19 protein-coding genes are annotated in these 21,152 nt (G+C 54.2%); 17 read left to right on the top strand and 2 right to left on the bottom strand.

The genetic code is table 11. From position 1 onward, the window contains the following. Positions 1-36: 36 nt before the first annotated feature. From LBW89_RS24910 to LBW89_RS24885, 6 genes are all read left to right on the top strand, one after another. On the top strand, positions 37-1,035 hold the full coding sequence (locus LBW89_RS24910; RefSeq protein WP_225040726.1) for a dihydrodipicolinate synthase family protein: 999 nt from the start codon (positions 37-39) through the stop codon (positions 1,033-1,035). A gap of 79 nt (positions 1,036-1,114) precedes the next feature. Next, entirely contained in the window at positions 1,115-1,957 is an 843-nt protein-coding gene (locus LBW89_RS24905; RefSeq protein WP_148449682.1) for an aldo/keto reductase, read from the top strand. 288 nt (positions 1,958-2,245) lie between these two features. Then, the gene (locus LBW89_RS24900) at positions 2,246-3,463 is read left to right on the top strand and encodes an MFS transporter (RefSeq protein WP_225040724.1); all 1,218 of its coding nucleotides are present in this window, start codon (positions 2,246-2,248) and stop codon (positions 3,461-3,463) included. Positions 3,464-3,749: 286 nt separating this feature from the next. Next, the gene (locus tag LBW89_RS24895) at positions 3,750-4,583 is read left to right on the top strand and encodes a DUF817 domain-containing protein (protein WP_225040722.1); all 834 of its coding nucleotides are present in this window, start codon (positions 3,750-3,752) and stop codon (positions 4,581-4,583) included. Beyond that, positions 4,580-4,981, top strand: coding sequence for a hypothetical protein (locus LBW89_RS24890; RefSeq protein ID WP_225040720.1), 402 nt, complete (start codon positions 4,580-4,582; stop codon positions 4,979-4,981). Before LBW89_RS24895 ends, LBW89_RS24890 begins: the two co-directional genes overlap by 4 nt. Positions 4,982-5,010: 29 nt before the next feature. Next, positions 5,011-5,895, top strand: a complete 885-nt coding sequence (locus tag LBW89_RS24885) for an NAD-dependent epimerase/dehydratase family protein (protein WP_225040718.1) — start codon at positions 5,011-5,013, stop codon at positions 5,893-5,895. Between the two features lie 37 nt (positions 5,896-5,932). Here the strand turns inward: LBW89_RS24885 and LBW89_RS24880 are convergent, their stop codons facing one another. Together LBW89_RS24880 and chrA are read right to left on the bottom strand one after the other, a co-directional pair. After that, positions 5,933-6,742, bottom strand: coding sequence for an alpha/beta fold hydrolase (locus LBW89_RS24880; RefSeq protein WP_148449673.1), 810 nt, complete (start codon positions 6,740-6,742; stop codon positions 5,933-5,935). A gap of 742 nt (positions 6,743-7,484) precedes the next feature. Next, on the bottom strand, positions 7,485-8,744 hold the full coding sequence (gene chrA / locus LBW89_RS24875; protein ID WP_225040716.1) for a chromate efflux transporter: 1,260 nt from the start codon (positions 8,742-8,744) through the stop codon (positions 7,485-7,487). Between the two features lie 209 nt (positions 8,745-8,953). Between chrA and LBW89_RS24870 the strand changes: the two genes are divergently transcribed. The 11 genes from LBW89_RS24870 to LBW89_RS24820 all read left to right on the top strand — a co-directional run bounded on the left by LBW89_RS24870 (position 8,954) and on the right by LBW89_RS24820 (position 21,109). After that, on the top strand, positions 8,954-10,216 hold the full coding sequence (locus LBW89_RS24870) for an MFS transporter (RefSeq protein ID WP_148449667.1): 1,263 nt from the start codon (positions 8,954-8,956) through the stop codon (positions 10,214-10,216). Between the two features lie 98 nt (positions 10,217-10,314). Beyond that, a complete protein-coding gene (locus tag LBW89_RS24865; RefSeq protein ID WP_225040714.1) occupies positions 10,315-11,607 on the top strand; it encodes an arsenic transporter in 1,293 nt (430 codons plus the stop codon). A 258-nt stretch (positions 11,608-11,865) separates the two neighbouring features. Next, positions 11,866-12,801: a Gfo/Idh/MocA family protein gene (locus tag LBW89_RS24860; protein WP_148449663.1), complete on the top strand. Its 936-nt coding sequence runs from the start codon at positions 11,866-11,868 to the stop codon at positions 12,799-12,801. A gap of 9 nt (positions 12,802-12,810) precedes the next feature. Continuing rightward, on the top strand, positions 12,811-13,371 hold the full coding sequence (locus LBW89_RS24855) for a hypothetical protein (RefSeq protein WP_148449661.1): 561 nt from the start codon (positions 12,811-12,813) through the stop codon (positions 13,369-13,371). A 32-nt stretch (positions 13,372-13,403) separates the two neighbouring features. Next, entirely contained in the window at positions 13,404-14,336 is a 933-nt protein-coding gene (locus tag LBW89_RS24850; RefSeq protein ID WP_148449660.1) for a hypothetical protein, read from the top strand. A gap of 43 nt (positions 14,337-14,379) precedes the next feature. Beyond that, positions 14,380-16,167, top strand: a complete 1,788-nt coding sequence (locus LBW89_RS24845) for a histidine kinase (RefSeq protein ID WP_148449658.1) — start codon at positions 14,380-14,382, stop codon at positions 16,165-16,167. Continuing rightward, the gene (locus tag LBW89_RS24840) at positions 16,142-17,380 is read left to right on the top strand and encodes a response regulator transcription factor (protein WP_148449656.1); all 1,239 of its coding nucleotides are present in this window, start codon (positions 16,142-16,144) and stop codon (positions 17,378-17,380) included. Before LBW89_RS24845 ends, LBW89_RS24840 begins: the two co-directional genes overlap by 26 nt. A gap of 136 nt (positions 17,381-17,516) precedes the next feature. Beyond that, the gene (locus LBW89_RS24835; protein ID WP_148449655.1) at positions 17,517-18,800 is read left to right on the top strand and encodes an ABC transporter substrate-binding protein; all 1,284 of its coding nucleotides are present in this window, start codon (positions 17,517-17,519) and stop codon (positions 18,798-18,800) included. A 48-nt stretch (positions 18,801-18,848) separates the two neighbouring features. Beyond that, positions 18,849-19,751 carry a carbohydrate ABC transporter permease gene (locus tag LBW89_RS24830; protein WP_148449653.1) on the top strand — a complete coding sequence of 301 codons (903 nt, stop codon included), beginning with the start codon at positions 18,849-18,851 and terminating at the stop codon, positions 19,749-19,751. A gap of 2 nt (positions 19,752-19,753) precedes the next feature. Then, complete coding sequence (locus LBW89_RS24825) at positions 19,754-20,596, top strand: carbohydrate ABC transporter permease (protein WP_148449651.1); 843 nt, start codon at positions 19,754-19,756, stop codon at positions 20,594-20,596. A 45-nt stretch (positions 20,597-20,641) separates the two neighbouring features. Beyond that, a complete protein-coding gene (locus LBW89_RS24820) occupies positions 20,642-21,109 on the top strand; it encodes a GDSL family lipase (protein WP_225040713.1) in 468 nt (155 codons plus the stop codon). Positions 21,110-21,152 lie beyond the last annotated feature (43 nt).

Here is a 21,152-nt window from a genome sequence, read left to right as displayed (position 1 = left end):
CAGAGGGAATACATAAACGGGAAAGGGGGAACGGGAATGACGGAGATCACACACAAGGTTGTCCGGGTGAAAGAACGGCTGCATGGCGGCCTGGTTCCGGCGGTTCCGGTGCCCAGATACCGGAATGGCACCGTTCACGTCGAGGCTCAGCGCAGCTACGCGGCGTATCTGTGCGCCCAAAACATCGCGGGCGTTTCGGTATGGGTTCATACCGGCCGGGGACTGCATCTGTCACGGGATGAACGGGCGGTTGTCATCGATACGTGGAAAGAGTTCTTGAAGCCGGATCAAATCCTGGTTGCCGGAGCCGGGGCCATCCCCGACCCAACGCTCGCCGGGCCCCGCCGCAGGGAGGTTTGGCTGCGGGACAGCCGGCTTATGGCCGAAGAGGCAAGCCGGGCGGGAGCGGACGCGCTGCTGGTGTTCCCGCCGGTCATTTTTGGCGACCTGGGAGAACGGGAACGCAACGACGCGATTGTGGAGTACCATCGCGAGCTGGCGGAGGCGGGCCTGCCCCTGATTCTTTTTTATTTATACGAGGAAGCGGGGGGAGTCAGATATTCGGCGGAGGTGCTCCGGGAACTGCTGGCTTTGCCTCAGGTGGCCGGGATGAAGATGGCTGCGCTCGATAGCGTGATGACGCTGCAGGACGTGGCGTCTCTGATCCGACGCGAGTTCCCCGACAAATTGCTGATTACCGGAGAGGACCGGATGTTCGGTTATTCCCTGATGTGCGGAGCGGCCGGAGCGCTTGTCGGCTTGGGGGCGGCCTTTCCGAATATCCAGAGCGACATGATCACCGCTTACATGGCAAAGGATTACGCGCGGTTCGTGGAGCTGAGCGCCAGAGTGGACGGGTACGGCCAGGCGGTCTTTACCGCCCCGATGGATAAATATGTGCTGCGGCTGCTGGCTTGCCTCGGATCGGAAGGCATCCTCCCGGAAGAGGCGGTCCACGATATCGCCGGCTTTGAAATGCGAGCGGACGAGATCGAGCGGCTGCGCTCGGCCATTCAACAATACGGAATATATTAAGCGGCTTTCCATTTGTAACAAAGTCATTCATAATATATAGTTGGAAAAACGAACCCAAAACCCAAGGAGGAAATGATCCATGCCCAAAAATTTGCAGGATACTGTAAAGCTTAATAATGGTGTGCATATGCCGTGGTTTGGTTTAGGGGTCTACAAAGCCCAAGAAGGCGATGAAGTCGTTTCGGCGGTCAAAGCGGCGATCCGCGCCGGTTACCGCAGCATCGACACCGCTGCAGCCTACAACAATGAAGAGGGCGTCGGACAAGCGGTAAGAGAAGCGATGGAAGAGAACGGCCTTCGCCGCGATCAATTGTTCATTACTTCCAAAGTATGGAATTCGAATCAAGGGTATGAGACGACGCTGCAGGCGTTCGAAACGAGTTTGAACAAACTAAACCTGGAATATATCGACCTTTTCCTCGTTCATTGGCCTGTCAAAGGCAAGTATAAAGAAACCTGGCGCGCCCTCGAAAAGGTATATAAAGAAGGGAAGGTACGCGCCATCGGCGTCAGCAACTTCCAAATCCATCATTTGGAGGACCTGCTGTCGGAGGCCGAAGTGGTGCCCGCCGTCAACCAGGTGGAACTCCACCCGCAGCTGACGCAAAAAGAACTGCTGACCTACTGCCAGGGCAAAGGTATCCAGTTGGAGGCCTGGTCCCCGTTGGGGCAAGGCCATCTGCTTAAGAATGATACGCTGGTCTCCATCGGCAAAAAATACGGCAAAACCGCAGCCCAGGTCATTTTGCGCTGGGATTTGCAAGTCGGCGTCATCACGATTCCAAAGTCGGTCAACGAAGGGCGGATTATCGAAAACGCCGATATTTTCGATTTCGAGCTGAGCGCGGAAGATATCGCGGCCATCGATGGCTTGAATCAAAATAAACGCTTCGGTTCAGACCCGGATAATTTTAATTTTTAAAATTTCTAAGGTTATCGTATGAGATGGTTTTCTTAATTAACGGGAAAATCTCCCGTTATTTTACCGCTATAGGCCCATGGATCGGATTTAGCTGGAAAAACTCCATCTATTTCGCGGCGCTATTGCTAATATACTCAATTTCAGTCGAATTAGCGGGAGGTTCTCCAGCTAATTGGCCTCTACAGTAGCATACGTGCCAAATTAACGGGAGAAATTCCCGTTAATTGCGTTAATAGGTGCCGGGCGCGACCGCGTTCAACTTATATAGAGACGGATGGGGAGATAAAAATGAGTCAAACAACAGCAGGCAAGTCCATACCGCGGACGGCAACGGTATTTCCCATTCTGTTTGCCATCAGCATGGTGCATTTGCTGAACGATACGATGCAGTCGGCCATTCCCGCCTTGTTTCCGATTTTGCGGGATTCGCTGACGCTCAGTTACGGACAGATCGGTTGGATTTCGTTCGCTATGAACATCACGGCATCCGTGTTTCAACCGCTGGTCGGACTGTATTCGGACATACGTCCGCGTCCCTACATCTTGCCCCTCGGGGTCTGTTTTACGCTCATCGGGATCGTCATGCTGGCTTTTGCGCCCGCTTACAGTATCATTCTGCTGGCGGTTACATGCATCGGGCTCGGCTCTTCGATCTTTCATCCGGAATCGTCCCGCGTCGCATACCTTGCGGCGGGGGAACGTCGGGGGCTGGCCCAGTCGATTTTTCAGGTCGGCGGGAATATCGGGACCTCGCTCGGACCGCTGATGACGGCGTTGATTTTTATCCCGCTCGGCCAGCACAGTGTCGTCTGGTTCGCTTTAGCGGCGATTGCGGCGATCGTGATCCAGTTTTATGTAGCCCGTTGGTATGCGTCGCTGGACATTCGCCCGCGGCCGCGGAAATCGGCGGTTCACCCCGGGGCGGAAGTAAGATCCGGTTTAAGCCGGGGGAAGATCGGCCTGGCGATCACGATTTTGGTGCTGCTGTTGTTTTCGAAAAATGTCTACTCCATCAGCATCTCCAGCTTTTATGCGTTCTTCATGATCGATCATTACGGCGTCGGCAAGAGCGCGGCGCAATGGTATGTGTTCGCGTTTCTCGCGGCAGCCGCCGTCGGCACGTTTTTCGGCGGACCGATGGCCGACCGGTACGGACGCAAAAATATTATCTGGCTGTCGATTCTCGGAGCGGCTCCGTTCTCGCTGCTGCTGCCGTACGCCAACTTGTTCTGGTCCGGCGTGCTCGTCGTGTTGGCCGGCTTCATCATGTCTTCGTCGTTTTCGATTATCGTCGTCTACGCGCAGGAGTTGCTCCCCGGCAAAGTGGGGCTGGTCTCCGGGCTGTTTTTCGGCCTTTCCTTCGGGCTTGGCGGGCTCGGTTCGGCCTTGCTCGGCCACTTTGCCGACCAATGGGGAATCCGGTTCGTCATGCAGCTTTGCTCGTATTTGCCGCTGCTCGGTCTGTTGACCGTGGTGCTTCCGAAGGATGAGGCGCTGAGGGCTTGAGTCAAGTAGAGAGTTAAGCGCGGAGAGTCAAGGAACCAAAGAGTCACACACGCTGTGGCTCTTTTTGCTGTATGAAAGCAGCGTAATGATGTAACTGAGCCAGCCAGTTACGCAATGGAGGTTACGGCAGAGCCCCTTGCACAGACCGGAGTGTTTTTCTGAAGCGGGGTTCATGACAAAGCCTGGTTAGAGATAGGCCTCGTCTTACCCTGCTATAGTCGCTTGCGGCGAAGATATGATATCTTAGAAAAAGAACCGCGAGCTTAGCGGAATACGGGGAGGTCCTATGCGTTTCATCCGCAGTTTGCTGCAATTCGCCTGGCTTCAGGCGCTGTCGTGCATTTTTCCGGTCATTATTTTCGGGACTCTCGGTTTAACCAAAATCGTGGAAATTCCCGGCGTGCCCCGTTATGACTTGATTCTGGTCGTGTGCCTGCTGGCTCAAGTCGGTATGGTCGCCTTTAAATTGGAGACGATCGATGAGCTGAAGGTCATCTGCGTGTTTCACTTGGTCGGATTGGCTCTCGAACTCTACAAAGTTCATATGGGTTCGTGGTCTTATCCCGGGGAAGGCTGGAGCAAAGTGTTCGGCGTTCCGCTTTACAGCGGGTTCATGTACGCCAGTGTGGCCAGTTACATTTGCCAGGCTTGGCGGAGGCTTGACCTGCGGATGACCGGCTGGCCCGCGGCTTATTATGTCGTTCCGCTTTGCGCGGCCATTTATTTCAATTTTTTCACGCATCATTATATCGGGGACTACCGCTGGGGGTTGACGGCGATTTTGATTATCGTCTTTTTCAAGACCCGGGTTCATTTCACTCTGCTCGGGAGAACGTATTGGCTGCCGTTGACCCTGTCCTTTTTGCTGATCGCTTTCTTTATCTGGGTTGCCGAAAATATATCGACCTTCCTGGGGGCTTGGAGCTATCCCGACCAAGAGCAAATCTGGCGGGTGGTGCATCTCGGCAAAATCAGTTCCTGGTTTCTGCTGGTGGTGATCAGCATCATTATCGTCGCACAGTTAAAGCGGGTTAAAGCGGGAATCGGGGCAGGCCCCCAAAACGCGAACCCCGATCCGAATATCGATAATCCGAAAACCATAGATAGAGGGGCTAAATGATGAATAAATCCAAGGGGTATTTTTACTATGCGCTATGGACGTTGGGGGCGCTTGTACTGCTCTATTACGGAAATCGCTTCGTAGGGATGATGGAGCAAAATCCTGACAAATTTCTTAAAATCAGCTACAAACAACTGGGCAATATGCTTTATGGGTTGGTGCTCGGCGCCTACGTAAGCTTGCTGGGCGGATTGCCGAACCGCCGGGCGTTTACGCGTCCGTTGTTTTTTTTCGTATTTCTCCCGGCGCTCCTTCTGCTGCTTTACCCGGTGGCGAACCTGTATCTAAATATGCCCTATTCCTCGTTATATAAAAGTATAGCAGCTCATGAAGGACAGTTTTACATTGCGATGCTGTGCGGGCTCAGCCTGATGAAAAGTCTGTTCGACAGCCGCTGATAAAAGATGTATACAGGAGGTCGAAACGTATGGGCAAAGTGTTGGTGCTTGGCGGAACGCGATATTTCGGCAAAAGATTGGTTGATCTGCTCCTGCAGGATGGCGTTCACGAGGTAACGGTGGCGACCCGGGGAACAACGAAGGCGGCGTTTGACCACCCCGTGATCCGGAGAACCGTGGACCGGACGGATGAAGGCTCGCTTCGCAGCGTGGCCGCGGCCGGACCTTGGGATGTGGTGTTCGATAATATCTGCTATTCGCCCGGTGAAGCCGAAGCGGCGATTCGGGCATTTGACGGGCATGTGGGGCGGTACATCCTAACGTCCACCTTGTCGGTTTACGGGTTCGGGGCGTCCCCGTTGGTCGAGGAGGACTTTGATCCGTATACCTATGAACGGAAGAGCGGGGATCGGGATGACTTTGATTACGGGGAAGGAAAGAGGCAGGCGGAAGCGGCCTTTTTCCAATTGGCGGAATTTCCGGTAGCCGCCATGCGGATTCCGATCGTTTTGGGGCCGGATGACTACACCCGGCGGCTCCATTTCCATATCGAACGGGTGATGAAGGGGACGCCGATCGGGATGCCCAATGCGGAGGCGGCGATGTCGTTTATTTCTTCGGCCGAGACGGCTTCCTTTTTGCAATGGCTCGGCGGCTCGGACCTACGGGGGCCGATCAATGCAAGTTCGGAGGGGACGATCACTTTGCGCAGTCTAATGGAGCTGATCGAGCGGGAAACCGGCAAGCCGGCGCTGCTCCAAGCGGTAACGGATCCGGGCGACGCCTCGCCGTTTGGGGTCGGCGCCTCCTGGTATATGGATATTTCCAAAGCCCGGGCGGCGGGCTACCGCTTTAGTTCCCTGCAGGAATGGCTGCCGGACCTGATTCGGAATATAGCCCAAGGTCGGGGTTGAACTGGAAGGGGGGCTTTGCGTGGCAAAGCACCCTTTTTTAGTTCAGCGGGCATTTTGACAGAAAATCAAGAACCGCTTGATTAAATTCATTCGATGCCTCAATAAATGGGAGGTGACCACAGTCTTCCAGGATTATTTTTGAGGATGATTTAATATTTTTATGTAAAGTTTCCGCAGACTTCTTGTTGAATGAATGATCCTGATCCGAAATGATGATGAGAGTCGGTATGTTTATTTCATGCAATCGATGAAAAGCATAAGGCTTAACTGCAACTGAAAGACTGGGGGAGAACCTGCAGAAGTTATTGGGATTACTGACATTGTTGATCAATTTTGTTCGGGCTTCTTTTTTTCTTGCGGAAGGAAAGAAGTATTGCCAGTAAGGATTAGCTATGAATGAATCAATGGCCTTCTTCCGTCCTTTCAAACGAAGGTTGATAAAATTCTTAGTTCCTTGCCACATCATCATTTTTGGATATGGAATGCCGTTTATGGAAGGCGCCACCAAAATCAGGTTTTTGACTAAATGAGGATAAGTCAGAGTAAAGTCTGTAGCAATGCCGCCCCCCATGGAAGAGCCAACCAATGTAACGTTACGGAGCTTCAGAAAATCAATCAGTGTCTTTAAATCTTCTATATTGGAGAAGGAGGTATTTGGCGTACTGGAAAGACCATATCCTCTTAAATCATACCGGACTAATTTGTAATGTGCGGCAAAAGAGTCAGCTTGTTCATTCCAGATGTGATGATCATTAAAATTTCCATGGATCAGAACAACGGGATCACCTTCTCCGGAAACCTGGTAAAAAAGGTGTCCACCATCCATGTTTAAAGTGTCTTCTGCCATAACATGAACCTCCTCCTACAACCACGAGTTCATAATAGATCGGCTTTATGAAGGTTGTCTTCGATAATGGATCGCAATACTTCGGAGACAGAATAATCTCCTCTGTGACAGTACCGGTCTATTTCTTTCCAGCATTCCTGCGGTAAAGTCAATGAAATTTTTCTAGTTACGCCTATGGGCTTGCGGCCCGCTCCTTTCCGGTTACCTCCCCTATTGCTAGCGGAACGATCCGTATTTTCCGTATTCACCAACTTCGTCATTTCATCACCCTATTTCATGATTTCATAATCACAATTCATAGTCAATTTGTGCTACTTTAATCAAACCTCATTTCTTCGAATCCATCACTTCTATATAGGTCCGCCGTAGTCTACACCATTAACGGGAAAATATCCTGTTAATGTACCGATCTTGGCTCTTCCATCGGATTTAGCTGGAAATATTCCAGCTATTTATCGGCCCTATTGCCGATATACACCATTTCAGGCGAATTAGCGGGAGGTTTTCCAGCTAATTCGCCTCTGCAGCCGATTACGCACCAAATTAACGTGAAGAATTCCCTTTAATTCGAACCAAACCCTTAGTTGCAGGTCAAGAGTGTGATAAGAACTCTTTATACCGCTGTCTAATATGCAAATCAACAGTTCAACCTGTATGGTTATAAAAACACGTTCGTGACCGGCGCCCACCTGGTGGTGGACGGCGGCATGACGCACAAGATGATCTATGAGGAGTAAAGGGATCAAAGGGAAGTCAGCAGGCCTAGCAGCAGGCCGCCCGCGGCGCCGGCCACGACGGCGGTCCAGGGCGGCAGCTTCCACCAGGCCAGCATGGCGAACAGCAGCAAAGCCAGGCTGAAATCGCCGGCATTCCGGACCGAGGTCGTCCAGATCGGATCATACAGCGCGGCGAGAAGTAGGCCTACCACGGCGGCGTTAACGCCGTGCAGGGCGCTTTGGGCCCGCGCATGCCGGGACAGGCGGCTCCAGAACGGGAGAGCGCCGAGGATCAGCAGAAACGCGGGCAGGAAAATCGCCAGGGTGGCGAGCATCGCACCCGGGATGCCGCCCCACACGGCGCCGAGATACGAGGCGAACGTGAACAAGGGGCCGGGCATGGCCTGCACCATGCCGTACCCGGCCAGGAAATCGTCCCCGCCGATTACACCGGCGGGGACGATTTCGCTTTCCAGCAGCGGCAGGACGACATGACCGCCGCCGAACACGAGCGAGCCCGCGCGGTAGAAGCTGTCGACGAGCAGGAGTGCCTCGCCGCCCGCGCCGGCTCCCGCTCCCGCCAGCCGCGTGAAGAGCGGCAGCAGCAGGAGCAGGGCGAAGAACAGCGCCAGGCTGAACAGGGCGGCTCCGCATTGCAGCGGCGGTTGAGGCGCGGGCGCATCGGCGCCGCCGCTTGGGCCGGCGGCCTCGGTCCCGCCGCCGCGGAACAGCCACAGCCCGGCCAGCCCCGCCGCGGCGATCGCGGCCACCTGGCCGAAGGCCCCCGGCCAGAGCAGCGCCAGCGCGCAGGCCAGCACGGCGATCGCGGCGCGGCTCGGGCCTGCCGCGAGTTTGCGGCCCATGCTCCACACGGCATGGGCCACGACCGCCACGGCGGTCAGCTTCAGGCCGTGCAGCCAGGCGGAGCCGCTCACGTCCATCCCCCGCAGCGCCAGGGCGAACAGGGCCATCGCCGCCGCGGACGGCAGGGTGAAGCCGAGCCAGGCGGCGACAGCTCCGGCCAGCCCGCCGCGCTGCAGGCCGATGCCGATGCCGACCTGGCTGCTCGCCGGTCCCGGCAAAAACTGGGCCAGCGCGACCAGCTCGGCGTAGCTTTGTTCGCTTATCCATTTGCGTTTGTTCACGTATTCTTCGTGAAAGTAGCCCAAATGCGCGATCGGCCCCCCGAAGGAGGTCAGCCCCAATTTGGCGGAGACCGCCAAGATTTCACCGAAGCGGCGGATTCTCCGCGGTAACGGGATACGGGTTGAAGTGTGTTTGTTCATGAGACACTCCCTTAAGGTCAAGATTCGAGTTATTATAGCATTGGACTGTAAACGCAGATCCACGTTATAGTAATATTAATATCATTAATATAATTTGAATGAGTAGGAAGGGTTTAAACGATGAGACCGATTTGATGTTCTAGCTGCAACTCTTGGCCACTGGACTTAGGAAATTGGATAATTGAAAATGCATAAGGAGAAACAAAGAGATGTTCAAACGATCTTTTTACGTATTATGGGGTTCACAGACGCTGTCGAACAGCGCCGACGTGCTTTATTTGGTTGCGCTGACCACCTTCGTGCTGGAACGGACGAATTCGGTCGTGTTCGCCACGCTGGTTCCTTTTTTGAGAGTCACCTCGCAATTGTTTAGCGGGTTCATCGCCCCGCTGATGATCGACAAGTATAGGCTGCCCTTTTTGCTGACCTTGTCGCAGTTCGGGCAATTTGCCCTCTTCGGCTTGCTGGCGGGCTATGTTTCTCCATGGTTTGGCGGGGAAGAGATGCTCCCGGTATATGGGCTCATCATCGGCATTTCGTTTCTGGACGGCTGGACGACACCGGCTCGGAATGCGCTGATTCCGCGGCTTACCGACGACCGGGTTCTTATGAAAGCCAACGGTTTGATCGCCACGACCGATCAGATCGTTCAGTTCGCGGGTTGGGCGATCAGCGGCGTCCTGGTCGCCTCATTCGGAGCTTATCCGGTTCTGCTTGGCGTTGCGGTATGTTACGGGGCGGCAATGTTAGCTACGATCTGGATCGAGGATCCGACTGAACCCGCCCGTCGAAGTCTCTGGGATATCCGAACAGGATCCCGTTCGAATGGGGGAGCCGATAACGGCTCCGCTTCCCGGTGGGATACTTTAAAGGAAGGATGGGTGACGCTGTGGAAATCTCCGCGGCTTCGTTCGCTGACTTTTATGGATGCCACGGATATGCTGGGAGGTTCGGTTTGGGCCGGCGCGTTTCTGCTGGTGTTCGTTAACGAAATTCTGATGAAGGATGAGAAGTGGTGGGGCTATATTAACGCGAGTTATTTTGCCGGGGCCGTACTCGGCGGGCTGGTCGTCGTCGCTCTCGTGGAGCGGCTGGAGAAGCGGATATTTCCGGCGATGCTGGCGGGAATGCTGGGTTATGCCGCGTTTACGGCATGGTTCGCGCTCAATCAGTATGCCCCGTTGACACTGCTGATCGTTCTGCTGACCGGGCCGTTTACGGAGCTGGCCGCCGTGTCCCGGAGAACGCTCATTCAGCGCAGTGTGGGAGCGGAGATGCTGCCCAAAGTTTTTTCGGCGCAATCGACGCTGCTGAATACGATTTTTGGCCTGTCGCTGCTGTTTATGAGCGGTGTAGCCGAATGGTTCGGCATCGTGAATATGTATCTGTTCGCTGCGGTCATAAGCTTGCTGGCGGCCGGAGTGGGCTGGATGCATCGAAAATCCTTTGAAACGGCGGTGGAAGCTAAGTAGGGGTGGTGCGGGCATGCTGCGGCAGGCCCGTTTTTAGGGTATAAGTTGGCCTTTAAATAATTGTTTACTGCTGTATTTGATGGGAGAGAGAAATTGGAGTGGAGTATATTGCAGGGGGCGTATTTTTAATTACTTTGGTGTTTGTCATCTGGCAGCCGAGAGGACTCGGCATCGGCTGGTCTGCCGCCGGAGGGGCCGCACTGGCTTTGATGTTTGGGGTTGTCAGTTTCGCCGATGTCGGCGACGTGACCCGGATTGTCTGGAATGCGACGCTGGCCTTTGTGGCCATTATCATCATCTCCATTTTGCTGGATGAGATCGGGTTCTTCGAATGGTCTGCGCTCCACATGGCAAGGCTGGCTCGAGGAAGCGGGCGGCGTATGTTTATTTATGTCATTCTGCTTGGGGCGGCCGTCGCGGCACTGTTTGCCAACGACGGGGCGGCTTTGATCCTGACCCCGATCGTCCTGGCGATGGTTCGGGCCTTACGCTTCGATGAACGCAAAGTGCTGCCGTTTATCATGGCGGGCGGATTTATCGCCGACACAACGTCCTTGCCGCTGGTGGTCAGCAATCTAGTGAATATCGTATCCGCCGATTATTTCGGCATCGGCATTACGGAATATGCCTCGCGCATGATTGTGCCGAGCTTGGTTTCTTTGGGCGCAAGTATGCTGGTCCTGTATTTGTTTTTTCGGAAAGACATTCCGGCTGACTATGATCTGCGGCAATTGAAAAAACCGCGCGAAGCCGTTAAGGATCCTGCGATGTTCCGGTTGTCGTGGTTTATCCTTGGATTACTGGTGGCCGCCTATTTATCCGCCGAGTTCATCGGAATTCCCGTGTCTTTGGCGGCAGGGGCCGTAGCCTTGTTGTTCATCCTGGCAACCCGGCGCAGCCCCGCGGTCCATACCCGGCGCGTGATCAAGGAGGCGCCTTGGTCGATCGTCGTGTTCTCCATCGGGATGTATGTGGTGGTTTACGGGCTTCGGAATGCAGGCCTGACCGATTATCTCGGCGCCGCGATTCAGCGGGTTGCCGAGGGCGGAATGTATACCGCGACGGTAGGTATGGGTTTTCTGGCCGCCATTCTGTCATCCGTAATGAATAACCTGCCTACCGTGATGATCGATGCGCTGGCTATCGACAGTACCCCTACCGAAGGTCTAATCCGAGAAGCCTTGATCTATGCCAACGTGATCGGTTCGGATCTCGGGCCGAAGATTACGCCGATCGGATCGCTGGCTACCTTGCTTTGGCTGCACGTTCTGGCCAAAAAAGGAGTCCGGATTACCTGGGGCCGTTATTTTAAAACCGGCATTTTGCTGACGGTCCCGACACTGTTGATAACACTATCGGGACTATACGCGTGGCTGCTGATCGCTTCTTAAAGTTCTGCCCGGTTGTTTCCAACCCGAACGCCACCCGCTGGCATTAGGGATTTGGGGATCCGTAGCGGAAAGCAAATAAATCCTATAGCCGGAAATAACGGAAGGCGTTTATAATTCCAGTTATTCCGGCTTTTTTCATCCTATTCATTATTATGCTTACGCGAATGTCCCACGACGATTTCCATGCGAGTTTACACGGATTCACCCGTGTGCCAAAATGAAAAAGGATTAGGAATTTTTTACATAGGAGGAATCTTCATGCGAATCGGAATTATCGGGCTCGGCGATATCGCCCAAAAGGCGTATCTGCCGGTTATTGCGGCAATGGAGGACATCCAGCCGGTACTCTGCACGCGAAATCGGGAGACGTTGCGGAGGCTTGCGGCCAAGTATCGGGTAGCGGAGGCCGTTCAGAGCGTGGAAGAGTTAATCGGCTTAAATATCGATGCGGCGTTTATACATGCGTCGACCGAGTCGCACGCCCTTATTGCCGAGCAATTGCTGCGGAGCGGAGTTCACGTTTATATCGACAAGCCGATATCTTATGATTACGAGGAGTCCGAACGGCTTACGGCGCTCGCGGAGCAGGCCGGCCGCATCCTGATGGTCGGGTTCAACCGCCGTTTTGCACCGATGCTTGCCGCGTTGGAGGAGCAAAGGGACAGGCACGCGATTTTGCTGCAAAAGAACCGGCTGTTCTCGCCGGACTTCGCCCGCCGCTTCATATATGACGATTTTATCCATGTCGTGGATACGATCCGCTTCCTGGCCCCCGGCCCAATTACCGAAGAGCCCGGGATTTTCACCCGCGTCCGGGAAGGGAAGTTGGTGCATGTGCAGCTGCAGCTTCAAGGGGACGGCTTTATTTGTACGGGGATCATGAACCGGGATTCGGGAGCCAACGATGAAATTGTGGAGGTCATGAGTCCGGGGAATAAATGGGTGGTACATGGGCTCAACACAACCGTGCATTTTTCGGCGGGAGGGGAGCGGCATCATCACTTCAAGGATTGGGATTCGGTTTTGTTCCGCAGAGGATTTGTTGCGATCGTCGAGCATTTCATCGCCTGTGTACGCGAGAACAGGCCGCCAGCCATTTCTCCGAAGGATGCCCTGGAGAGCCACCGGGTTTGTGAGCTTATCGTTAGGCAGGCAGAGGCGGTCGGCGCTTTTGCGTTTGATCAACAGGCGTAGGGGCGGCTAATGAAGCTGGTTTTTTACCGGATCGCCTTCGGCATGCTGCTTGTGTTGCTGGATTTGCACGCCCCCATTGATGTGCTTCCGGACCCTCTCGGATATCTGTTAATTTTCCACGAGTTGAAGGCCCTTCGCCGGAAGGAAAAGGTGTTTCGTTGGGGATGTTATGCTGCGGGTTTGCTTGTCGTCATTTCGGCAGTCACTTTTTTTCGTCCACTTTACTTCAAAGCGGACGCATCCGGTTTGTTGCCGAATGACGATCCGGTTCTGGATTATGCCTCCGGTTTACTGCAGCTTGTGTTGTTCTATAGCCTTTGCTTGGGAACAAGGGAACTAGCGTTGCTGAGGGGAAGAAGCGATCTGGCTTCATCGCTGCGTTTCCGCTGGCGTCTCTATTTCGGCAGCACCGCCGCGTATTTGGCGGCTGTGCCGGTTGCACGCTATGTCGATATCGAACCGTGGATTCAACTTATGACGATGTGTTCCATCGTGGCTTATTTCTTGATCTTTATGGTGATGCGAAGAGCGGGGAGAGAGTTGGAACATCCGTTTAATCCAAGAAGTTAAATTTTATTTTTCCGGACAAGAGGGGGATCCCAATGTTTGAAAATCTGAACGAGCGTTTGGCGGAAGTGAAGGAGAAGGGGCGCCGCAAAGAAAAATGGGAGCATCGACTCCAAAAGCTGCAGGAAGAGTTGTCCGGCTTGGAGCAGGCCAGAAAGGCCGCGGCTGGCCGGCTTGCGGGCGAAGAGGAGGATGTGGCCCGTTTAACGGGAATGTCCTTGACCAATTTGCTGTTTACGATGACGGGTAAAAAAGCGGAGAAGCTCGACAAGGAGGAGCGGGAGGTGATCTCGGCCCGGCTGAAATACGAGGAAGCCGATCGGGCCGTTCGGGATACGCGGGAACAAATCGCCTTTCTCGAACGCCAGTTGGGGGCAGTCCGTAACTGGAAACGGGAATACGATGCGATTTTTGAAGCCAAAGAGAAGATCGTTCTTGAGAACAACGAGCCGCTTCGGGAGTCGGCCGAACGGCAGGCTGTTCTGACCGTGGAGTTGAGAGAGCTGGAAGAAGCGATTCGTGCGGGGCAATCCGTACGGCACGACCTGGAGCTGGCGGAGGAAGACTTGCGGTCAGCCAGAAATTGGGGAACCTATGACATGCTTGGCGGGGGCATGCTGTCCACGCATCTCAAGCATAGCCGGCTCGATGAAGCCCTAGAGCATATGTATGCGGCCCAGACGAACTTGCGCCGCTTCGAAAAGGAACTCCAGGATGTAGGCGGCAGCGATTTTACTTCAGGGCTGGAGATTTCGGGAGTTCTCCGCTTCTCCGATTATTTCTTTGACGGACTGATCGCCGATTGGCTCGTCCAGGGGCGGATCCATGAACTGCATGATCAGGTGAAGCTGCGTTTGGCCGAGGTAAATAAAGCGGTCAACGGGCTGGAGTCGGCCACACGTCGGGTCGAACAAGAATTGGGTGATGTGCGGCGGAAATACGTGCAGGAAGTGGAGAATTATTTGTAAGCAGCAGTTGTTTTCATTTCAATCCTTCGAAGGAGCCATTGGGATGAACAAAGTTAAAAGCGCTTTCAATCGTTTGCCGATTCATCGTAAGATGATCCTTCTTATTTCGCTTTTAATGCTGTTTTGCTTTGGCTTTTACTTGTCCGTGCTTCAATACGTATTCCAGATTTACGACAGACAAATCTACGAGAAATCCTCCCAGGTTTTGAATCTGTCCTCGGTGGGGATTGAAAACCAACTGCGGGAAATGGCGAATCTCTCGTTTAAAGTGATGTCCGACGAACAACTGCAGAGGTATTTGCTGGAGCTTGCGAAAGCAGACACGGCTTATGCCAAAACGGCCCTCCGCAAAAAGATCACCAACCGCCTCGTCGCATACGCCGGATCGGAGAAATACGTTTATTCCATGCTGCTGATCGACAATGAGAATACGGTTATGGCCGCGGGCAACCGGGAAGGGCTTCCGGTTTCCATGCTCCCTGAGCTCGTATCGCTCGGACAACAGCACGCCGGCTCCAATTCCTGGTACACCGGGGGAGACCGTCAGGCCCGGCTGCTGTCGGTCCGGCAAATCCGGTCATTTACGGAGGGAGCCTTTACGCTGGAGCAGCTCGGCACGCTGGTGATCCGCATTCGGGTCGACCGGATCGTGGAGGACCAGATGCAGGAGCCGGGGGAAGGCTCCCGGCTGGTCATCAGCGACGGCACGGAGGTGGTCTACCCGTCGGATTCCCCGGTGGATCAAAGGGAGATTTTGTCCGAGATGAACCGGACGGAGCCTTACGGGATCGCGCATTTCGCACAGGGGCGCTACTTCGTGGCGCGGACCTTCTCCACGTATACGAATTGGGTGTATTTTTACATGACGCCCTTCGACGAAATGTTCAAGCAGACTCAATGGGTGAAGCGGCTCGTGATCGTCATTTTCGTGGCGATTCTGTTGACGGCGCTGACTGTCGGCGCCCGATTTGCCCGCAGCATCACCAGCCCGATCGCGCTATTGATCAAGAAGATGCGCAAGATCGAAAAGGGGGATCTGGACAAACTCGAGGAGGCGGCCCTCGGTCCCCTTCCCGGCTCCCTCCAGGACGAAGTAGGCCAACTCTACCGTACTTTTATGATGATGATGCAGCGGATTCGCGAGCTGATTTACGAGAACTACGCCAAGCAGCTGGTGATCCGGGAGACGGAGCTTAAGGCGCTGCAGGCGCAGATTAATCCGCATTTTTTGTACAATACGCTGGAATCGATCAACTGGTTGGCCAAAATGCATAAACAGCGCCAAATCTCCGAAATGGTGGAGGCTTTAGGTTTCCTGTTAAGGAATTCCTCCAATATGTCTGAAAAATGGATCACGCTGGAGAAGGAGCTGGATATCGTGCGAAATTATGTGATCATTCAGCGTTTTCGTTATGAGGAGAGGCTGGATTTCGAGATGGAGGTGGACTCCGCCTCCACCGCCGCCCTTATCCCTAAGCTTATCCTGCAGCCGCTAGTGGAAAATGCGATCCATTACGGATTGGAGCCCCGGGTCGAGCCCTGCCAAATTCGAATTCGGGTGACGACCGAAGGCAAGCGGGTCATTTTAGAGGTGAAGGACAACGGCCCGGGAATGACCGCCGAATTTTTGGAGCAGCTGCGTGTCGGAAACGTCCGGACCCGGGGACAGGGAATCGGCCTGACCAACATTCGGGAACGCCTCAAGCTGGCCTACGGCGAAGCGGGGGTGTTTCACATCGAAAGCCGCTCTGGAGAAGGAACGACCGTGACAATCCGCATACCTTGGATCGAGGAGGGAGTGACCGATGTACAAAGTCATGTTGGTGGATGACGAGCGTGTTATTTTGGAGGGGATGTCCCTGGTGGTCGACTGGGAAGCCGTCGGCGCCGAGCTGGTGGATACGGCCAAAAACGGTCTGGAAGCTTTGGACAAGATGAGCCATTCCCGGCCCGATGTCGTAATCACGGATATTTCTATGCCGGGCCTGGACGGTCTCGGCCTGATCGAGCAAGCTTCGGCCGCATATCCTCGAACGCGGTTTATCATGCTGTCCGGTTACAGGGAGTTTGATTACGCCCGCCGGGCGATGCGGTATGGGGTTAAACATTATTTATTGAAGCCCTGCAACGAGAACCAGATTCAGAGTGCTTTAGCGGAGCTCCTTCAGGAAAGACGGCGAATGGAGCGGCAGGAGATGGAGGAAGGACAGATCAAACAGCGCTTCCAGCGCGTTCTGCCTCATGTGAAAGAACAGGTTTTGCTCGAGTTCATTACGAACCGGACGTACGGTCCCCTGGAAGTCAAGTACTATCAGGAAATGTTCAATCTGGAACTGGAGGACCATCCGATTCGGCTGCTGCTATTGCGGATTGCGGGCGGCTACGACTTCAGCCATCTGTTCGCTCTAAAAAATATCGCCGGCGACTTCCTGCCAAACGCGCTGATGAGTACGACCCTGGAGGGAAATCTGCTGCTCCTGTTGTCCGATCACACCGACCTGGACCGGCTAAAGGCCGAGGTCGATCTGGCCAGAAATACGTTCACCCGGCTGTACAAACTGGAAGTGACGGCGGTTCTAAGCGAAGCCGACCGTATCGTCCATTCCCGGCAGCTGTATAAACAGGCGCTGCTGTGTCTGGACCGTTCATACGGACTCGGCGGGGGGCAGCTGATCGTACAAGAGGATACCATGTCAAGCCGTCATACCTCGGTCGTGGAGAAGATGATCGAAATTGTAACCCGCCACTATCGGGAGGCGAACCTGACCCTGAACGGCGTAGCCCAACAGATGCTCTATATGAACCCGGATTATCTCGGAAAGATGTTTAAAAAAGGGACGGGCGAGAACTTCTCCCATTACTTGAACCGATACCGGATCGAACGGGCATGCGAGCAGATTCGCAGAGACGGGGATGTAAAAGTGTTCGAGTTGGCCGAAAACTACGGGTTCGGCGGAAATGCCCAATATTTTAGCCAGGTCTTTAAAAAATGGACGGGAATGACTCCGACGGAGTACCGAAAGTGCGAAACGGAGGAGAGGTGAGTCTCCTCTGTTTTTTGAACGATCAAGCCGGTTTTTTGTATTCAACCGGAAGCGTACTTTTGCGAAAATGACGGTATAGCCAATTTGGAAGCGCTGTCATAATATTCGCGAAATCAACGTGAAAGGGAGAGATGGCATGAGAAAGAAGGGAAAATGGATCGTACTTGCACTTTTGTTGGCGATGGCCACGGCCTGCAGCTCGGGCGGAGGAAAGGGGGGCTCGTCGGCCGATGGTCAGACTACCCTGCGGATCGCCTGGTGGGGTTCGGATACGCGGCACGAGTACACGCAAAAAGTCATCGATCTGTATATGGAGAAGAACCCGAACGTCAAAGTGGACGTGGAGTACGCTTCGTTCGATGATTACTGGAAGAAGCTGGCCCCTCAAGCGGCGGCCAACCAGCTGCCCGATATCGTTCAAATGGATATTTCCTATATTAGCCAGTACGCCAAAAACGGCCAGTTGGAGGATTTGGCCCCTTATGCCGGCAAGCAGATCAATCTAGGCGATGTCAGCGAGAACGTGATCAGCACGGGGGTGGTTAACGGCAAACAGTACGGTATCCCTTCCGGGGTAAATGTGCTCGGTTTCCATTATGACCCGGCCACTCTGAAAAAGGCGGGGATCGACTCGCTGCCGGAGGAGATGACCTGGGATACCTACGAGAAGACCGCGCTTCAAGCGGCCGCGAACAAGATTTATTTTGACAGCGGTGTAGCCCCCGATATCTTCTTCCATTATTATCTCCGCACCAAGGGACAATCCTTGTATAACGCCGACGGGACGGCTCTCGGGTATGAGGACGACGCTTTGTTCGTGGATTTCTTCGGGCGCATGGCCCGTCTAATCGAGAAGGGAGCCGCTCCGTCGCCGGATCTGACCAACCAGACCAAAGGCATTATTGAAGAATCGGAACTGGTTAAAGGCAAGGGAATCGGGATCTGGCAGTGGTCCAATCAATTCGTCGCCCTGCAGCAGGTGGCGAACCGTCCGCTTGAAATCGCGCCGATGCCGGGACCGGATATGGAGAAAGGGCTGTATATGCAGCCAAGTATGTATTGGGCCGTGACTTCCAATTCCAAGCATAAGGAAGAGGCGGCCAAGTTTATCGATTTTTGGGTGAATGACGTGGAAGCCAACAAGCTGATTAAGGGGGAACGCGGGGTGCCGATTTCCGGCAAAATCAAGGAGGCCATTGCTTCGGAGTTAAGCGAACCGACCCGTCAGGTGTTCGACTTCGTTGCGGCCATGGAGCCGAAGGCTTCGCCGATGAGCCCGCCGCCGCCGGTCGGTTCGCCTGAGGTGATCGCTTCCCTGACGGATATCGTGGAGGAACTCAACTTCGGAAAGATTACGGCGGAGCAGGCGGCCAAAACCTTCCGCGACAGCGCGAACGCCGTCCTGGCCAAAAACAAATAGCGCAGCGGCTCCCGGAAACGGGGGCTTTCCGCAAGGGAGGGATTCGACTTGAGGCGGTATTCTTCTTTGCGAAGCGAGCTGACGGGATATGCTTTCATCAGTCCGTTTATCATCGGCTTCATCGCGTTCACGCTTATTCCGATGTTCGTTTCGCTGTATATGTCATTTACCAGCTACAACTTGTTTACCGCGCCGGAATGGATCGGCCTGGAGAATTTCAAGAAGATGTTTTTCGGCGACCCGAAGTACTGGAACTCGGTCCGCGTCACGCTGCTTTACGTTTTCATCGGCGTCCCGCTCAGGCTGGTATTCGCCTTGTTTGTGGCCATGATTCTGAATACGGGCTCCAGGATGGTAGGCACGTACCGAACGCTCTATTATCTGCCGTCGATCATCGGGGGAAGTGTGGCCGTATCCATCATGTGGCGGAATATTTTCAGCAACGAGGGAGTGATCAACCATGTCCTGACGATCATCGGCATCGGGCCGGTCAGTTGGTTCGGCGATCCCGACGCGGCGCTGGTGATGCTGATCTCCTTGTCGATCTGGCAGTTCGGCTCTTCCATGCTGATTTTTTTGGCGGGGCTAAAAAATATTTCCCCCGAGATGTACGAGGCGGCCAGCGTCGACGGCGCGAACCCGGTGCGCAAGTTTTTCCGCATTACGCTGCCGCTGCTGAGTCCGATTATTCTGTTCAACCTGATTATGCAGACGATAAGCGCCTTTATGACGTTCGTTCCGGCCTACATTATTTCCAAAGGGGAAGGCGGACCGATGGAAGGTACGATGCTGTATTCGCTGTATTTGTTCCGGCAGGCCTTTATGTTCAACAACATGGGCTACGCGTCCGCGATGGCATGGGTAATGTTGTTGATCGTCAGTTTGTTGACGGCGGTTTTGTTCCTGACGTCCCGGTTCTGGGTGTTCTATGAAAATGAGGGAGGGAAGTGACGATGCGAACCTGGAAAGCTGCAAAATGGCCGGTATATCACGTGTTCGTTGCCGCGCTAGCCTTTCTGATGCTGTACCCCGTGCTGTGGATGTTGTTCAGTTCTTTCAAAGAAAGCCGGACGATCTTTGTAACGGCCAACCGGTTGATTCCGGACAGCTGGATTTGGAGCAATTATGCCGCAGGCTGGGCCGGAACGGCGGGATATCCTTTTTGGCATTACATTGGCAACTCCATGGTCATCGTGGTCATCTCGACGATCGGGGCGGTCCTCTCTTCCTCGCTGATCGCCTTCGGCTTCGGCAGGTTGAAATTCCGGGGGCGCGGCCTCTGGTTCGCCCTCATGATGATGACCCTGATGCTGCCGCATGATGTCGTACTGGTGCCGCAGTATATCATTTTCACCAAGCTCGGCTGGCTGAACACGATTTTACCGATCGTGGTCCCTACCTTTTTCGGCATGCCGTTCTTTATATTTCTGATGGTGCAGTTTATCCGGACGATTCCCAAGGAACTGGACGAAGCGGCCACGATCGACGGGTGCGGGAAATTCAGATTGTATCTGCAAATCATTATGCCGCTCATTAAATCTTCTTTGGCGACCGCCGCCATTTTCTCGTTCTACTGGCGTTGGGAGGATTTGCTCGGCCCGGTCTTGTACCTAAATTCGCCGGAGAAATATACCGTTTCGATGGCTTTAAAAATGTTCCTGGACAGCGAGTCCGCCTCCAATTGGGGCGCCATGTTCGCCATGTCCATCGTGAGTCTGGTTCCGGTCGTGATGGTATTCTTTATCTTCCAAAAACAAATTGTGCAAGGGATGAGCACCAGCGGGCTGAAGGGATAAAACGGGGAGTTCCCGCGTCTATATTATAGGGGGTGAATATGCAGCATGGCGCTATATGAACGACCGCTCAGCTTCAAGTTCGATTTCGGCCCGGGCCCCTGTGCGGAAGGATATGTCAAAGTCGATCCGGGGACCCGTTACGACCCCCAACTGGGGTACGGCTTTGAAACGCATGCCCGCGTTTACGGGAAACAAAGGACGGATGTTCCGGGGGGATATCCGGGGGCGGCGGATCCGTTAAAGCAGAGCTTCTGCATTCCGCTCGGCGCCAGCTTTGTCGTGGACGTTCCGGGCGGTACATACCGTGTCAAACTGTTGGCGGGGGATGCTCTGGCCGAAACCGTGACGAACGTCAAGGCGGGGGAAGGAAGGCAGATGCTGCCGCCGGTGCACGCCGCGGCGGGACAGTGGCTGGAGGCCATGTTTTCGGTTAGTGGCTTTAGCCAGTTGAGTACGCGAAGCGTGCGAAACAAAAAACCACCCGCTATGCGGGTGGAGGGATCTAGGGTTTGACCAACAAGACCATTCCCATAAAATTGAGATGTTCAGGCTCAAT

The organism is Paenibacillus sp. alder61 (assembly GCF_020179875.1).
GTDB lineage: Bacteria > Bacillota > Bacilli > Paenibacillales > Paenibacillaceae > Fontibacillus > Fontibacillus faecis.
The sequence above is the reverse complement of the archived record's forward strand: the minus strand, read 5'-3'. Positions and strand labels throughout refer to the sequence as shown.

What these genes read in the sequence shown, in the direction of transcription:
- LBW89_RS24845 (WP_148449658.1), top strand. Translation starts at nt 14,380, where the DNA reads ATGAACAAAGTTAAAAGCGCTTTCAATCGTTTGCCGATTCATCGTAAG.
- LBW89_RS24820 (WP_225040713.1), top strand. Translation starts at nt 20,642, where the DNA reads ATGGCGCTATATGAACGACCGCTCAGCTTCAAGTTCGATTTCGGCCCG.
- LBW89_RS24880 (WP_148449673.1), bottom strand. Translation starts at nt 6,742, where the DNA reads ATGGCAGAAGACACTTTAAACATGGATGGTGGACACCTTTTTTACCAG.
- LBW89_RS24905 (WP_148449682.1), top strand. Translation starts at nt 1,115, where the DNA reads ATGCCCAAAAATTTGCAGGATACTGTAAAGCTTAATAATGGTGTGCAT.
- LBW89_RS24855 (WP_148449661.1), top strand. Translation starts at nt 12,811, where the DNA reads ATGAAGCTGGTTTTTTACCGGATCGCCTTCGGCATGCTGCTTGTGTTG.
- LBW89_RS24840 (WP_148449656.1), top strand. Translation starts at nt 16,142, where the DNA reads ATGTACAAAGTCATGTTGGTGGATGACGAGCGTGTTATTTTGGAGGGG.
- LBW89_RS24895 (WP_225040722.1), top strand. Translation starts at nt 3,750, where the DNA reads ATGCGTTTCATCCGCAGTTTGCTGCAATTCGCCTGGCTTCAGGCGCTG.
- LBW89_RS24860 (WP_148449663.1), top strand. Translation starts at nt 11,866, where the DNA reads ATGCGAATCGGAATTATCGGGCTCGGCGATATCGCCCAAAAGGCGTAT.
- LBW89_RS24870 (WP_148449667.1), top strand. Translation starts at nt 8,954, where the DNA reads ATGTTCAAACGATCTTTTTACGTATTATGGGGTTCACAGACGCTGTCG.
- LBW89_RS24885 (WP_225040718.1), top strand. Translation starts at nt 5,011, where the DNA reads ATGGGCAAAGTGTTGGTGCTTGGCGGAACGCGATATTTCGGCAAAAGA.
- LBW89_RS24900 (WP_225040724.1), top strand. Translation starts at nt 2,246, where the DNA reads ATGAGTCAAACAACAGCAGGCAAGTCCATACCGCGGACGGCAACGGTA.
- LBW89_RS24890 (WP_225040720.1), top strand. Translation starts at nt 4,580, where the DNA reads ATGATGAATAAATCCAAGGGGTATTTTTACTATGCGCTATGGACGTTG.
- LBW89_RS24850 (WP_148449660.1), top strand. Translation starts at nt 13,404, where the DNA reads ATGTTTGAAAATCTGAACGAGCGTTTGGCGGAAGTGAAGGAGAAGGGG.
- LBW89_RS24835 (WP_148449655.1), top strand. Translation starts at nt 17,517, where the DNA reads ATGAGAAAGAAGGGAAAATGGATCGTACTTGCACTTTTGTTGGCGATG.
- LBW89_RS24910 (WP_225040726.1), top strand. Translation starts at nt 37, where the DNA reads ATGACGGAGATCACACACAAGGTTGTCCGGGTGAAAGAACGGCTGCAT.
- chrA (WP_225040716.1), bottom strand. Translation starts at nt 8,744, where the DNA reads ATGAACAAACACACTTCAACCCGTATCCCGTTACCGCGGAGAATCCGC.
- LBW89_RS24825 (WP_148449651.1), top strand. Translation starts at nt 19,754, where the DNA reads ATGCGAACCTGGAAAGCTGCAAAATGGCCGGTATATCACGTGTTCGTT.